The 12,128-nt window shown below is 65.4% G+C and carries 13 protein-coding genes; 8 read left to right on the top strand and 5 right to left on the bottom strand.

Features of this window, described 5'->3' with window-relative positions; genetic code table 11:
- The first annotated feature begins 111 nt into the window (after nucleotides 1–111).
- Both RTI28_RS03110 and RTI28_RS03105 read left to right on the top strand, forming a co-directional pair.
- Nucleotides 112–777: a TetR/AcrR family transcriptional regulator gene (locus tag RTI28_RS03110; protein WP_316919067.1), complete on the top strand. Its 666-nt coding sequence runs from the start codon at nucleotides 112–114 to the stop codon at nucleotides 775–777.
- A gap of 31 nt (nucleotides 778–808) precedes the next feature.
- Nucleotides 809–1,663, top strand: coding sequence for a sulfurtransferase (locus RTI28_RS03105; protein WP_316919066.1), 855 nt, complete (start codon nucleotides 809–811; stop codon nucleotides 1,661–1,663).
- Here RTI28_RS03105 and RTI28_RS03100 read toward each other — a convergent pair whose 3' ends face one another.
- The 4 genes from RTI28_RS03100 to RTI28_RS03085 form a co-directional block, all read right to left on the bottom strand.
- Nucleotides 1,664–2,650, bottom strand: a complete 987-nt coding sequence (locus RTI28_RS03100; RefSeq protein WP_316919065.1) for a hydrolase — start codon at nucleotides 2,648–2,650, stop codon at nucleotides 1,664–1,666. It abuts the gene before it with no gap.
- Nucleotides 2,651–2,742: 92 nt separating this feature from the next.
- Nucleotides 2,743–3,324, bottom strand: coding sequence for a 16S rRNA (guanine(966)-N(2))-methyltransferase RsmD (rsmD, locus tag RTI28_RS03095; RefSeq protein WP_316919064.1), 582 nt, complete (start codon nucleotides 3,322–3,324; stop codon nucleotides 2,743–2,745).
- Entirely contained in the window at nucleotides 3,324–4,784 is a 1,461-nt protein-coding gene (locus tag RTI28_RS03090; protein WP_316919063.1) for a pitrilysin family protein, read from the bottom strand. The genes rsmD and RTI28_RS03090 overlap by 1 nt, the downstream gene beginning before the upstream one ends.
- The gene (locus tag RTI28_RS03085; RefSeq protein WP_316919062.1) at nucleotides 4,781–6,133 is read right to left on the bottom strand and encodes a pitrilysin family protein; all 1,353 of its coding nucleotides are present in this window, start codon (nucleotides 6,131–6,133) and stop codon (nucleotides 4,781–4,783) included. Before RTI28_RS03085 ends, RTI28_RS03090 begins: the two co-directional genes overlap by 4 nt.
- 237 nt (nucleotides 6,134–6,370) lie before the next feature.
- Here RTI28_RS03085 and ftsY point away from each other — a divergent pair, with 237 nt between their 5' ends.
- The 4 genes from ftsY to rpoH all read left to right on the top strand — a co-directional run bounded on the left by ftsY (nucleotide 6,371) and on the right by rpoH (nucleotide 10,435).
- Complete coding sequence (gene ftsY, locus RTI28_RS03080; RefSeq protein WP_316919061.1) at nucleotides 6,371–7,777, top strand: signal recognition particle-docking protein FtsY; 1,407 nt, start codon at nucleotides 6,371–6,373, stop codon at nucleotides 7,775–7,777.
- Complete coding sequence (gene ftsE / locus RTI28_RS03075; RefSeq protein WP_075805208.1) at nucleotides 7,774–8,445, top strand: cell division ATP-binding protein FtsE; 672 nt, start codon at nucleotides 7,774–7,776, stop codon at nucleotides 8,443–8,445. Before ftsY ends, ftsE begins: the two co-directional genes overlap by 4 nt.
- Complete coding sequence (gene ftsX, locus RTI28_RS03070) at nucleotides 8,442–9,467, top strand: permease-like cell division protein FtsX (RefSeq protein ID WP_316919060.1); 1,026 nt, start codon at nucleotides 8,442–8,444, stop codon at nucleotides 9,465–9,467. The genes ftsE and ftsX overlap by 4 nt, the downstream gene beginning before the upstream one ends.
- Nucleotides 9,468–9,580: 113 nt before the next feature.
- The gene (gene rpoH / locus RTI28_RS03065) at nucleotides 9,581–10,435 is read left to right on the top strand and encodes an RNA polymerase sigma factor RpoH (protein WP_042121186.1); all 855 of its coding nucleotides are present in this window, start codon (nucleotides 9,581–9,583) and stop codon (nucleotides 10,433–10,435) included.
- A 211-nt stretch (nucleotides 10,436–10,646) separates the two neighbouring features.
- Here the strand turns inward: rpoH and mtgA are convergent, their stop codons facing one another.
- Nucleotides 10,647–11,342: a monofunctional biosynthetic peptidoglycan transglycosylase gene (mtgA, locus tag RTI28_RS03060; protein ID WP_316919059.1), complete on the bottom strand. Its 696-nt coding sequence runs from the start codon at nucleotides 11,340–11,342 to the stop codon at nucleotides 10,647–10,649.
- 67 nt (nucleotides 11,343–11,409) lie between these two features.
- On the opposite strand from mtgA, the gene RTI28_RS03055 reads away from it, so the two are divergent.
- Entirely contained in the window at nucleotides 11,410–11,781 is a 372-nt protein-coding gene (locus tag RTI28_RS03055) for a DUF423 domain-containing protein (protein WP_316919058.1), read from the top strand.
- 102 nt (nucleotides 11,782–11,883) lie between these two features.
- Nucleotides 11,884–12,084 (top strand): sulfur carrier protein ThiS, encoded by a 201-nt coding sequence (thiS, locus tag RTI28_RS03050; RefSeq protein ID WP_316919057.1) that lies wholly within the window; start codon nucleotides 11,884–11,886, stop codon nucleotides 12,082–12,084.
- The last annotated feature ends 44 nt before the right edge of the window (nucleotides 12,085–12,128 follow it).

Raw genomic sequence — 12,128 nt, 5'->3', positions numbered from 1 at the left:
GTCGCTGGCAAGCCAGCGATGAAGTCACCACTCACTCAAGAGATGCACCCGGCCATTCGACGCCGTAAGATCAAGCAATCATTTCAAGCTCATGAATGGGGAAGCGCAGTCATGGCCCCGCGAATCAAGACCCGCGAGCGCATCGTGCAGAACAGCCTGGAGCTGTTCAATCAGCAGGGCGAGCGCAGTGTCAGCACCAACCACATCGCCGCGCACATGGAGATTTCGCCCGGCAACCTCTACTACCACTTCGCCAACAAGCAGGAAATCATTGCCGAGTTGTTCAGTCAGTATGAAGAACAGGTGGACAGTTTCCTGCACCCGCCCAAGGGCCGCCTGGCCACGGTCGAGGACAAGCGCTTCTACCTGAAGGCGATCCTCGCGGCGATGTGGAATTTCCGTTTCCTGCACCGCGACCTGGAACACCTGCTCGACAGCGACAAGGAACTGGCCGCCCGCTACCGGCGCTTTTCCCAGCGCAGCCTGTTGCAGGGGCAGGCCATCTACACCGGCTTCGTCGAGGCCGGGATCCTGGAGATGAACACGGTGCAGATCGAGTCGCTGACCCTCAACACCTGGATCGTCCTGACCTCCTGGGTGCGGTTTCTCTGCACCACCCGGGAAAATTCCGCGCACCTGAGTGAAGAAGCCATCAAGCGCGGCGTCTATCAGGTACTGGTGCTGGAACTCGGTTTCGTCACCGCCCCGGCGCGCCCGGCGGTGGACGCGCTGTGTGAAGAATTCTACGTACCGCTGCAGCAGGCGCTGGAGCAGTAACGTGCCCCTTTCAATCGATATGGAGACTGTCATGCCCCTCGCGCAACTGATTGCACCCCGGCAACTGGCGGAACGCCTCGGCGAACCCGGACTGGTGATTCTCGATTGTCGTTTTGCCCTGGAGGACGTCGACTACGGTCAGCGCAGCTACGCCGAGGGCCATATCGCCGGGGCGCATTTCGCCGATCTGGAGCGCGACCTCAGCGGTCCGGTGGTCAAGGGCGTCAGCGGGCGCCATCCGCTGCCGCAGCCGGGGCGGCTGATCGAGCGTCTGCAGCAGTGGGGCATCAGCAACGACAGCGAAGTGGTGCTCTACGACGACGGCCCCGGTGCGTTCGCCGCCCGTGCCTGGTGGCTGCTGGCCTGGCTGGGCAAGCGCAGCGGCGTGTCGATTCTCGATGGCGGCCTCAAGGCCTGGCATGCCGCGGGCCTGCCACTGAGCCTGGACCCGGCGGAGCGTCATGAAGGCACCTTCACCGGCAAACCGGACCCGGCGCTGCTGATCAGTGCCCAGCAACTGCGCGAGCGCCTCGGCGATCCGGCCCTGACCCTGCTGGACGCCCGCGCCCTGCCACGCTTCCGTGGCGAAGTGGAGCCGATCGATCCGGTGGCCGGGCACATTCCCGGCGCACAATGCGCGGTCTTCACCGACAACCTCGGCGCCGATGGCCACTTCCTGCCGGTGGAACAGCTGAAAGCCCGTTTCGCCCGCCTGATCGGCTCGCGCAAGCCGCAGGACCTGGTGGCCTATTGCGGTTCGGGTGTCACTGCCTGTCACAACCTGTTCGCCCTGAGCCTCGCCGGTTATCCACTGGCGCCGCTGTATGCCGGCTCGTGGAGCGAGTGGATCACCGACCCGCAGCGCCAGATCGCTACCGGCGACTGATCAGCCGCCTGCGACCAGCCACTCGGGGATCCGCCGTTCCAGGTAGTACCCCGGCTGGCGCAGGCTGCCGTCGACGAAACCGACATGACCGCCGTGGGCGTGCAGTTCCAGGGTGGTCGTGCTCGCCAGTTCATCGGCTTCCGGCAGGCTGTGCGGGAAGACGAACGGGTCGTCGCTGGACTGGATGATCAGCGTCGGCGTGCGGTTGTCGCCCAGGTAATAGCGGCTGGACGAGCGCTTGTAGTAGTCGTGGGCGTCGCTGAAACCGTTGAGCGGTGCGGTGACGCGCCCGTCGAAGTCCCAGAAGGTGCGCAGGTTGGTCAGCGGGCCGAGGCGGGCGAGGATGTCCAGGCCTTCGTCATGGCCACGGTGCACGAAGTGACGTTCCTTGTTCTTCACGTAGGCGACCATCTCGCGGATGAAGTGCGCCTGGTAGACCCGCGAGAAGCCCAGGCCGATGCGATCGGCACACTGGTCCAGGCGAAACGGCACCGACACCGCGACGGCGGCCTGCAACTGGCTGGCCGAACCGCTCTCGCCCAGATGCTTGAGCAGGACATTGCCCCCCAGCGAGTAACCCACTGCATACAGCGGCGCCGCGGGGCGCTGAGCGCGCAGGTGGGCGATGACTTCGGCGAGGTCCTCGCTGGCCCCGGAGTGATAGCTGCGGGGCAGCAGGTTCGGCTCGCCGGAGCAGCCGCGCCAGTTCACCGCCACGCTGGCCCAGCCGCGGGCCTGCAGGGCATGTTGCAGACCGAGCACATAGTGCGAGGACGACGAGCCGGTCAGGCCATGCAGCACCAGGACCAGCGGGGCGTCGTTGCGGTGCGGGCCACTCCAGTCCAGATCGAGGAAATCGCCATCGGCCAGCCACAAGCGCTCGCGCTGATGGTCCAGCGGCGTCGATTTGCGCCAGAGGGGACCCCAGAGGGTTTGCAGGTGAGGGTTGCGCAGGCCCGTTGCGGGCTTGAAGAACGTGGACTTCATGACGGCATCACTCGGGAACACGCGGCAGCTCTATCAGCCAGTGTAAGTGCTGGTTTCAAGGCCTGCCGCGCGAAATGACGGACAGATGACGGTCAGCCGCGTTCCCACAGTGCGTAGTGCACCTGGCCGGCCTTCTTCTCCCGGTGCAGGCGCCAGTTGCCCGGCAGGTTCAGCGATGACGGCGCGGTTTCGCTTTCGATGTAGATCCACGAGTGATCGGCGAGCCAACCACCGTTTTCCAGCAGTTCGCAGGTCTGCGGCAGCAGGTCCTGGTGGAACGGCGGATCGAGGAAGACCACGTCGAAGCGCTGTTTCGCCTCGCCCTGCAGATAGCGCAGGACATCGCTCTGCACCACCTGGCCGCGGGGGCAGCGCAGCACTTCGAGGTTGTTCCTCAGGCTGGCGATGGCCGCCGGGTTGCTGTCCACGGCAACCGCATCGCCCGCCCCGCGGGACAGGGCTTCGAGGTACAGCGCGCCGCTGCCGGTGAAGGCATCCAGCACCTTGGCCCCTTCGATGTAGGCGGCGAGCCAGTTGAACAGGGTTTCCCGCACCCGGTCCGGCGTCGGACGCAGGCCGGGAGCGTCGGGGAAGTTCAGGCGACGGCTGCGCCATTCGCCGGCGATGATGCGCAACTGGCCTTGGCCCGCGTGCGGCTTGGATGGACTGGCCATTAGTGCTCCGGTACGCCGAGCGGCTGCTCGGCGGGTTTATCGAGCGGCGGCGGCAACGGCTGCTGTGGCACGTTGGGCCCCGCGGTGACGATCACCAGCCTGTCCGCGGACAGGTGGCGATTCAGCGCATCCCGGACCTGCTCGACGGTCAGTGCCTGGGATTGGCGCATGTAGTCTTCCAGCCAGGTCAGCGGCAGATCATAGAAGCCGATCGCCCCCAGTTGGCCGACGATGCTCGCATTGCTGGCGTTGGACAGCGGGAAACTGCCGGCCAATTCGCGCTTGGCGTCGTCCAGTTCCTGCTGGGTCGGGCCGGTCTTCAGGTAGTCACGCAGCAGGTCCTGGACCAGCTTGAGGGTGCCCTCGCTGAGTTCGGCGCGGGTCTGCAGGTTGATCATGAACGGCCCGCGCGCCTGCATCGGCACGAAGGTGGAATAGATGCCGTAGGTCAGGCCGCGCTTCTCGCGGACTTCGCTCATCAGCCGGGTGCCGAAGGAGCCGCCGCCAAGGATCTGGTTGCCCAGGTTCAGCGCCGCGTAGTCCGGATCGGCGCGATCGATGCCCAGCTCCGCGAGCATCAGGTGGGTCTGCTTGGACGGGAAGTCGATATGGCTCTGGCCCGGCTTGGGTTCGGCCGGGGCCGCCACCTTGGCCAGCGCCGGGCCTTTCGGCAGGGCGGCGGACACCTGGGCGGCGATGGCTTCGGCGTCCTGGCGGCTGAGGTCGCCGACCAGGGCGATCACCGTGTTGCCGGCGGCATAGGCCTTGGTGTGGAAGGCGCGCAGCTGCTCGAGGGTGATCGGCGGTACGCTTTTGGCGGTGCCGTCGCTCGGGTGGCCGTAGGGATGCTTGCCGTAGAGGCGTTCGAACAGCTGCAGGCTGGCCAGCTTGCCGGGGTTCTGCTTCTGGTATTCGAAGCCGGCGAGCATCTGGTTCTTGATGCGGGTCAGGGCGTCGGCGGGGAAGGTCGGCTTGCCCACGACCTCGGCGAACAGCTTCAGCGCCGGTTCGCGCTTGTCGGCGACGCTCAGGCTGCGCAGCGAGGCCACCGCCATGTCGCGATAGGCACCATTGCCGAAGTCGGCGCCGAGGCCTTCGAAGCCCTGGGCGATGGCATTGACGTCCTTGCCGGACACGCCTTCGTTGAGCATGGCGTTGGTCAGCGCGGCGACCCCGGGGATATCGCCGTCCTGGCTGCTGCCAGCGGCGAAGATCAGGCGCAGGTCGAACATCGGCAGTTCATGGGCTTCGACGAACAGCACGCGGGCGCCTTCGCGGGTGTTCCAGCTCTGGATGTTCAGCGTGCGGTGGCTGGGCGCCTTGCCGTCGAGTTCGGCCAGGGATTGCAGGGTATTGGCCGGCTTGGCCTCTTCGGCGTGGGCCGGGCCGACCAGGGCCAGCGCCAGTGCGCTGGCCGCGACGAGGCCGCGCAGCGTGAAGCGGGTGATCTGCTGGCTCATTTGGCCTGCTCCTCGGGCAGTACATGGGCAACGCTCAGGCGTTCGCGGACGAAGTAGGTGCGCGCGGCGTTCTGGATGTCCGCCGGGGTCACGTTCTTCAGTTCATCCAGTTCGTTGTCGATCAGCTTCCACGACAGGCCCACGGTTTCCAGCTGGCCGATGGTGGTGGCCTGGCTGCTGATGGAGTCGCGGTCGTAGACCAGGCCGGCGATGACCTGGGCGCGCACGCGCTCCAGTTCCTCGGCACTTGGCGGGGTGGTCTTCAGTTCGTCGAGCAGCTTCCAGATGCCGGCTTCGACCTCGGCGAGGGTCTTTTTCTTCTGGGTGTTGGGCGTTGCCGAGAGGGTGAACAGGCTGTCACCCCGGGCGAACGGGTTGTAGCTGCTGGAGGCACCGGCCACCAGCTCTTCGCCGCGCTCCAGGCGGCTGGCCATGCGCGCGCTGTAGCCGCCGTCGAGCAGGGCGGAGATCAGGCGCAGGGCGTGGATTTCCCGCGGGTTCTTCGCGGTGGCCAGGCCCGGTACGTTGAAGCCGAAGATCAGGCTCGGTAGTTGCGTGCGCACGTGCACGGTGAGCTGGCGCAGGCCGGGCTCGGCCAGTTCCAGCGGCAGCTTGCTCGGCGGCAGGGGGCGTTGCGGGATCTTCGCGAACCAGCGTTCGGCCAGTTTGCGCACCTCATCCACGCTGACGTCGCCGACCACCACCAGGGTGGCGTTGTTCGGCGCATACCAGGACTCGTACCAGTGGCGCAGTTCCTCGACCTTCATGCGCTGCAGGTCGGCCATCCAGCCGATGGTCGGGGTGTGATAGCCGCTGGCCGGGTAGGCCATGGACTTGAACAGTTCGTAGGCCTTGGCGCCGGGGTTGTCGTCGGTGCGCAGGCGACGTTCTTCCTTGATCACTTCGATTTCGCGACTGAACTCGTCGGCAGGCAGGCGCAGGCTGGCCATGCGGTCGGCTTCCAGCTCCAGGGCGACGTTCAGGCGATCGCGGGCCAGCACCTGGTAATAGGCGGTGTAGTCGTCGCTGGTGAAGGCGTTTTCCTCGGCGCCGAGGTCGCGCAGGATGCGCGAGGCCTCGCCGGGGCCGAGTTTGTCGCTGCCCTTGAACATCATGTGTTCCAGGGCGTGGGAAAGACCGGTCTGGCCCGGGGTTTCGTAGCTGGAACCGACCTTGTACCAGACCTGCGAGACCACCACCGGGGCGCGATGGTCTTCGCGCACGACCACTTTCAGGCCGTTGTCGAGGATGAATTCATGGGTCGGTTGCGGGTCGGCGGCGAAGGCCGCGAAGGGCAGACAGATCGTGCCGAGCAGCAGGCCAGCGGCACGGCGGGCTAGAGCATTCATTCGTGATTCAACCTGTTGGGCTGCCCGCTTGGCCTTAGCGTCGGCGGGCTAGGAGGTGCTAGGATACTGATCCGGTTGCCTGGCGACCATGCCTGTCGAGGATGTCGCCGCAAAGGCCCCCCGACAAAATAGACGACGCGCACGAACGAGCCGGATTTATAAGAGTCTGTTCTGCGTTACAAAAGAATTCCGAGTGCGCCGCGCTGGCGCATCGCCACCCTGAGATAGCCGTCTTCCATGTTTGGTTCCAACGACGACAAAAAAACGCCGGGCGCGCCTGGTGAAAAGAAAGGCCTGTTCGGCTGGCTGCGCAAGAAGCCCCAGCAACCTGTTGTCGAACAGCCTGAAACCCCCGTTCCCGCTGCTCCCGAGCCTGCCCCGGCAGTCGCCCCGGAGGCGCCGGTCGTTGCCGCGCCGGTGGTCAGTCCCGAGCCGGTCGCGCCGCTCGTTCAGGAGCCGCCTGTTGCCGCGCCGTCCAGCCTGGTGCTGCCGGTGCCGGAAGAACCGGTAGCGCTGGTTCCCGACCTTGAGCCCAAGGCTCCGCCAGCGATTCCCGAGCTGCCTGCGGCCGTGGTCCAGCCCGCGCCGGAGCCGGCGCCGGTCGTTGTCTCTCCGCCAGCGCCTGTGGTTGCGCCGGCAGCGGTTGTCGTGCCGGAAGCCGTTCCGGAGCCTGTCGCCGCCGTTCCGGCGCCCGCGCCTGTCGAGGAAGCCAAGGCCGGTTTCTTCGCCCGCCTCAAGCAAGGTCTGTCCAAGACCAGCGCCAGCATCGGCGAGGGCATGGCCAGCCTGTTCCTCGGCAAGAAAGCCATCGACGACGACCTGCTCGACGAGATCGAGACCCGCCTGCTGACCGCCGACGTCGGCGTCGAGGCGACCTCGGTGATCGTGCAGAACCTGACCCAGAAGGTCGCGCGCAAGCAGCTGGACGATGCCGACGCCCTGTACAAGTCGCTGCAGAGCGAACTCGCCGGGCTGCTCAAGCCGGTGGAGCAGCCGCTGCGCATCGAGGCGCAGAGCCGGCCGTTCGTCATCCTCGTGGTCGGCGTCAACGGCGCGGGTAAGACCACCACCATCGGCAAGCTGGCGAAAAAGCTCCAGCTCGAAGGCAAGAAGGTCATGCTGGCCGCCGGCGACACCTTCCGCGCCGCGGCGGTGGAGCAGTTGCAGGTCTGGGGCGAGCGCAACCATATTCCGGTCATCGCCCAGCACACCGGGGCCGATTCCGCGTCGGTGATCTTCGATGCCGTGCAGGCCGCCAAGGCCCGGGGCATCGACGTGCTGATCGCCGATACCGCCGGTCGCCTGCACACCAAGGACAACCTGATGGAAGAGCTGAAGAAGGTCCGTCGGGTCATCGGCAAGCTCGACGCCGATGCGCCGCACGAGGTCCTGCTGGTCCTCGACGCCGGTACTGGCCAGAACGCCATCAACCAGGCCAAGCATTTCAACCAGAGCGTCGAGCTGACCGGCCTGGCCCTGACCAAGCTGGACGGCACCGCCAAGGGCGGGGTGATCTTCGCCCTGGCCAAGCAGTTCGGTCTGCCCATTCGCTATATTGGCGTAGGGGAAGGGATCGACGATCTGCGCACGTTCGAAGCAGAACCCTTCGTTAAAGCACTGTTTGCCGAGCGGGAGCATCCATGATCCGATTCGAACAGGTCGCCAAGCGCTATCCGAACGGTCACGTTGGCCTGCATGAGCTGAGTTTTCGGGTACGGCGGGGCGAGTTTCTGTTCGTGACCGGTCACTCGGGGGCCGGCAAGAGCACCTTGCTGCGCCTGCTGCTGGCCATGGAGCGTCCGACCAGCGGCAAGCTGCTGCTGGCCGGCCAGGACCTGGGCCAGATCAGCAACGCGCAGATTCCGTTCCTGCGCCGGCAGATCGGCGTGGTGTTCCAGAACCACCAGTTGCTGTTCGACCGTACCGTGTTCAACAACGTCGCCCTGCCGCTGCAGATCCTCGGCCTGTCCAAGGTCGAGATCGCCAAGCGGGTCGACTCGGCGCTGGAGCGCGTGGCGCTGTCCGACAAGGCCGAGCTGTTCCCCGGCGACCTGTCCACCGGGCAGCAGCAGCGGGTCGGCATCGCCCGCGCCATCGTCCATCGACCGGCCTTGCTGCTGGCGGACGAACCCACCGGCAACCTCGACCCGCGCCTGGCCGCGGAGATCATGGGGGTTTTCGAAGACATCAACCGCCTGGGCACCAGCGTGCTGATCGCCAGTCACGACCTGGCCCTGATCGCGCGCATGCGCCATCGCATGCTGACGCTGCAGCGCGGTCGTCTGATCGGCGACGGGGAGGCCGGGCAATGAGTGCGACACGCAGTCCGAAAGTATCCGAGCGGGTGGCACCGAAGCCTGCCGATCCGCAGCCGCAAAAGAAGAAGGGCCGTGACGAAGACGACGGTCCGGATTTCCGCACCCTGCTGGCCGCCTGGCTGGAAAGCCATCGCTCCAGCCTGCTGGACAGCCTGCGTCGTCTCGGCAAGCAGCCGATCGGCAGCTTCTTCACCTGCCTGGTGATGGCGGTGGCGCTGAGCCTGCCCATGGGCCTGTCGCTGATTCTCGGCAATATCGAGCGTCTAGGGGGCTCCTGGCAGCGTGCGGCGCAGATTTCCCTGTACCTCAAGCTGGACGCCGGCGCCCGTGCCGGTGAAGCCCTGCGCGATCAGATCAAGGCCCTGCCGGGTGTGGCCGATGCCGAGTACGTCAGCCGCGAGCAGGCGCTGAACGAGTTCCAGCAGCAGTCGGGGCTGGGCGAAGCGCTGCGCGAGCTGCCGGACAACCCGTTGCCCGGCGTGGTGGTGGTAACCCCGAACGAAGTCGACAAGCCAGCCCTGGAGGCCCTGCGTCAGCGTCTGGCGGAGCTGCCCCATGTCGAACTGGCCCAACTCGATCTGGTCTGGGTCGAGCGCCTGGCGGCGATTCTCAAGCTCGGCGACCGCTTCGTCTTTGGCCTGACCGTGCTTTTGGTCTCCGCATTGTTGCTGGTGATTGGTAACACGATACGTCTGCACATCGAGAACCGCCGCACGGAAATCGAAGTGATCAAGCTGGTGGGCGGTACTGACAGCTATGTGCGTCGCCCCTTCCTTTATATGGGGGCGCTGTACGGTTTTGGTGCGGGGATCCTGTCCTGGGGCGTGCTGGAATTCGGCCTGAACTGGCTGAACGAGGCGGTCGTCGACCTGTCAGGACTGTATGGCAGCGATTTCGCCCTGGCCGGGGTGCCTGCCGCCGATGGTCTGTCGCTCTTGCTTGGTGCAGTGCTGTTGGGGTATATCGGTGCATGGATCGCGGTGGCCCGCCACCTGAGGGAGCTGGCGCCACGATAGTGTCTTTTTGCTGGTATTGACTATTTTCGTTTTTGGGGAACTTGTTTAGCGGTTTCCGGTCAATGTTGGCAGTGCCCACGGGCACGAGTTCAGTGAGTCGGAGGTTTTTTCGTATGACCACTTCGTTGCAACCTGCTTATGCCTTGGTCCCGGGTGCGAACCTGGAGGCCTACGTGCACACGGTGAACAGCATTCCCCTGCTGACCGCCGAGCAGGAGCGTGAACTGGCCGAGAGTCTCTACTATGAGCAGAACCTTGAGTCCGCTCGGCAAATGGTGCTCGCGCACCTGCGCTTCGTCGTACATATCGCCCGCAGCTATTCCGGCTACGGGCTGGCCCAGGCCGACCTGATCCAGGAAGGCAACGTCGGCCTGATGAAAGCCGTGAAACGCTTCAACCCGGAAATGGGCGTGCGTCTGGTGTCCTTCGCGGTGCACTGGATCAAGGCCGAGATCCACGAGTTCATCCTGCGCAACTGGCGGATCGTCAAGGTCGCCACCACCAAGGCCCAGCGCAAGCTGTTCTTCAACCTGCGCAGCCAGAAGAAACGCCTGGCCTGGCTGAACAACGACGAAGTGCATCGCGTCGCCGAAAGCCTGGGTGTGGAGCCGCGGGAAGTCCGCGAGATGGAAAGTCGCCTGACGGGCCAGGACATGGCCTTCGACCCGGCCTCCGAGGCCGATGACGACAGCGCCTTCCAGTCGCCGGCCAACTACCTGGAAGACCATCGCTACGACCCGGCTCGCCAGCTGGAAGATGCCGATTGGAGCGACAGTTCGTCGAACAACCTGCACGAAGCGCTGCAGGGCCTTGACGAGCGCAGTCGCGACATCCTCTACCAGCGCTGGCTGGCCGAGGAAAAGGCCACCCTGCATGACCTGGCGGCCAAGTACAGTGTCTCGGCGGAGCGTATCCGCCAGCTGGAGAAGAATGCGATGAACAAGGTGAAGGCCTTGATCGCTGCCTGACCGCTCCGGTAGTAGAAACAGAAAACCCGACTCGCAAGGTCGGGTTTTTTATTGCCTGTCTGCTGCTTGCCGCCCCTTTCTCGTAGGAGCGCGGCTTGCCCGCGAAAGGACCGCGCAGCGGTCCCAAATTCGTCCTGGTAACACCATTTTGGGACCGCTGCGCGGTCCTTTCGCGGGCAAGCCACGCTCCTACGGAGAGAGCGAAGCCACACTACTTCAGTTGCGCCAGGTAACTGTCCCCGCCCAACTGACTCATCTGCTGCCGAATCCACCCGGCCCGCCGCGCGACATAACTGCTCGGCCGACTGGCGCTCCAGTTCCGCGGATTGGGCAGCACAGCCGCCAGCAGACTGGCCTGCTGGCGGGTCAGCCGGCTGGCATCCACGCCAAAGTGATGCCGTGCCGCCGCCTGCGCCCCGAATACCCCGTCATCCCACTCGGCACTGTTGAGATAGACCTCGAGAATCCGCTCTTTCGACCACAGCAGTTCGATCAGCGCGGTAAACCATGCCTCCAGCCCCTTGCGCAGCCAACTGCGTCCGGACCAGAGGAACTGGTTCTTCGCCACTTGCTGGCTGAGGGTGCTGGCGCCGCGAATGCTGCCGCCGCGTTCGTTATGCGCCAGGGCGGCCTGGATCGCGCTGAAGTCGAAGCCCCAGTGGCTGGCGAACTTCTGGTCCTCGCCGGCGATGACCGCCACCTTCAGATCGTCGGAAATCCGCTCCCATGGCTCCCAGTCGCGCTGCAGGTCGATGGGCTGGCCGTCGATCCAGGACTCGATCTTGCGCTCCACCATCAACGCCGTACCCGGCGGTGGTACCCAGCGCAGGATCAGCACCAGCACGATGCTGCCGGCAGCGAACCAGAGCGCGGCGCGAAAAAGGCGGCGGAGAACGAGTGACAGCATGATGATGGCTTGGCCGCGGCGGATGAGCGGGCCATTATACAGACCCCGTGTCCCAAGGAGTTCTCCCATGCTGCGTAGCTTCCTGTTGCTGGCCGCCTTCTTCGGCTTCACCGGCGTCGCCCTTGGCGCCTTCGCCGCCCACGGCCTGAAGGCCCGCCTGAGTGCCGAGTACCTGGCGATCTTCCAGACCGGCGTGACCTACCAGCTGATCCATGCGCTGGCCCTGTTCGGCGTCGCCATCCTCAGCGTGCACCTGCCGGGTCGCCTGGTGACCTGGGCTGGCAGCCTGTTCATCCTCGGTATCCTGCTGTTCTCCGGCAGCCTCTACATCCTCACCCTGAGCGGCCTCGGCAAGCTCGGCATGATCACGCCACTGGGCGGTGCGGCTTTTCTCGCCGGCTGGCTGTGCCTGGGCCTGGCAGCCTGGCGCTTGAACTGACTCACGGGTCGAATATCGTGACGAATGGTGTCCACCGGCCTTGGGTTCGGGCGCGGATCGGCGCTAGAATGCGGGCCCCTGAAAACAATGGCGGCCGTGCGCATGCGCATTCAACTGAACGGTGAACCCTACGAATTGCCCGACGGCGAGAGTGTCGCGGCCCTGTTGAGCCGGCTCGAACTGACCGGGCGTCGGGTGGCGGTCGAGCTGAACCTGGATATCGTGCCGCGCAGCCAGCACGACAGCACCGCCCTGAACGAGGGTGACCAGGTCGAAGTGGTTCACGCCATCGGCGGCGGCTAGTCGTCGCGCTTCACCCGCAAGTCCCTCCCCCCACAAGAGGATCT

The sequence above is a fragment of the Pseudomonas sp. zfem002 genome, assembly GCF_032621685.1.
GTDB classification, from domain to species: Bacteria; Pseudomonadota; Gammaproteobacteria; order Pseudomonadales; family Pseudomonadaceae; genus Aquipseudomonas; species Aquipseudomonas japonica.
The sequence above is the reverse complement of the archived record's forward strand: the minus strand, read 5'-3'. Positions and strand labels throughout refer to the sequence as shown.

What these genes read in the sequence shown, in the direction of transcription:
- RTI28_RS03090 (WP_316919063.1), bottom strand. Translation starts at nt 4,784, where the DNA reads ATGAGCCAGCAGATCACCCGCTTCACGCTGCGCGGCCTCGTCGCGGCC.
- rsmD (WP_316919064.1), bottom strand. Translation starts at nt 3,324, where the DNA reads ATGGCCAGTCCATCCAAGCCGCACGCGGGCCAAGGCCAGTTGCGCATC.
- rpoH (WP_042121186.1), top strand. Translation starts at nt 9,581, where the DNA reads ATGACCACTTCGTTGCAACCTGCTTATGCCTTGGTCCCGGGTGCGAAC.
- ftsY (WP_316919061.1), top strand. Translation starts at nt 6,371, where the DNA reads ATGTTTGGTTCCAACGACGACAAAAAAACGCCGGGCGCGCCTGGTGAA.
- RTI28_RS03055 (WP_316919058.1), top strand. Translation starts at nt 11,410, where the DNA reads ATGCTGCGTAGCTTCCTGTTGCTGGCCGCCTTCTTCGGCTTCACCGGC.
- RTI28_RS03110 (WP_316919067.1), top strand. Translation starts at nt 112, where the DNA reads ATGGCCCCGCGAATCAAGACCCGCGAGCGCATCGTGCAGAACAGCCTG.
- RTI28_RS03105 (WP_316919066.1), top strand. Translation starts at nt 809, where the DNA reads ATGCCCCTCGCGCAACTGATTGCACCCCGGCAACTGGCGGAACGCCTC.
- ftsX (WP_316919060.1), top strand. Translation starts at nt 8,442, where the DNA reads ATGAGTGCGACACGCAGTCCGAAAGTATCCGAGCGGGTGGCACCGAAG.
- thiS (WP_316919057.1), top strand. Translation starts at nt 11,884, where the DNA reads ATGCGCATTCAACTGAACGGTGAACCCTACGAATTGCCCGACGGCGAG.
- RTI28_RS03100 (WP_316919065.1), bottom strand. Translation starts at nt 2,650, where the DNA reads ATGAAGTCCACGTTCTTCAAGCCCGCAACGGGCCTGCGCAACCCTCAC.
- RTI28_RS03085 (WP_316919062.1), bottom strand. Translation starts at nt 6,133, where the DNA reads ATGAATGCTCTAGCCCGCCGTGCCGCTGGCCTGCTGCTCGGCACGATC.
- ftsE (WP_075805208.1), top strand. Translation starts at nt 7,774, where the DNA reads ATGATCCGATTCGAACAGGTCGCCAAGCGCTATCCGAACGGTCACGTT.
- mtgA (WP_316919059.1), bottom strand. Translation starts at nt 11,342, where the DNA reads ATGCTGTCACTCGTTCTCCGCCGCCTTTTTCGCGCCGCGCTCTGGTTC.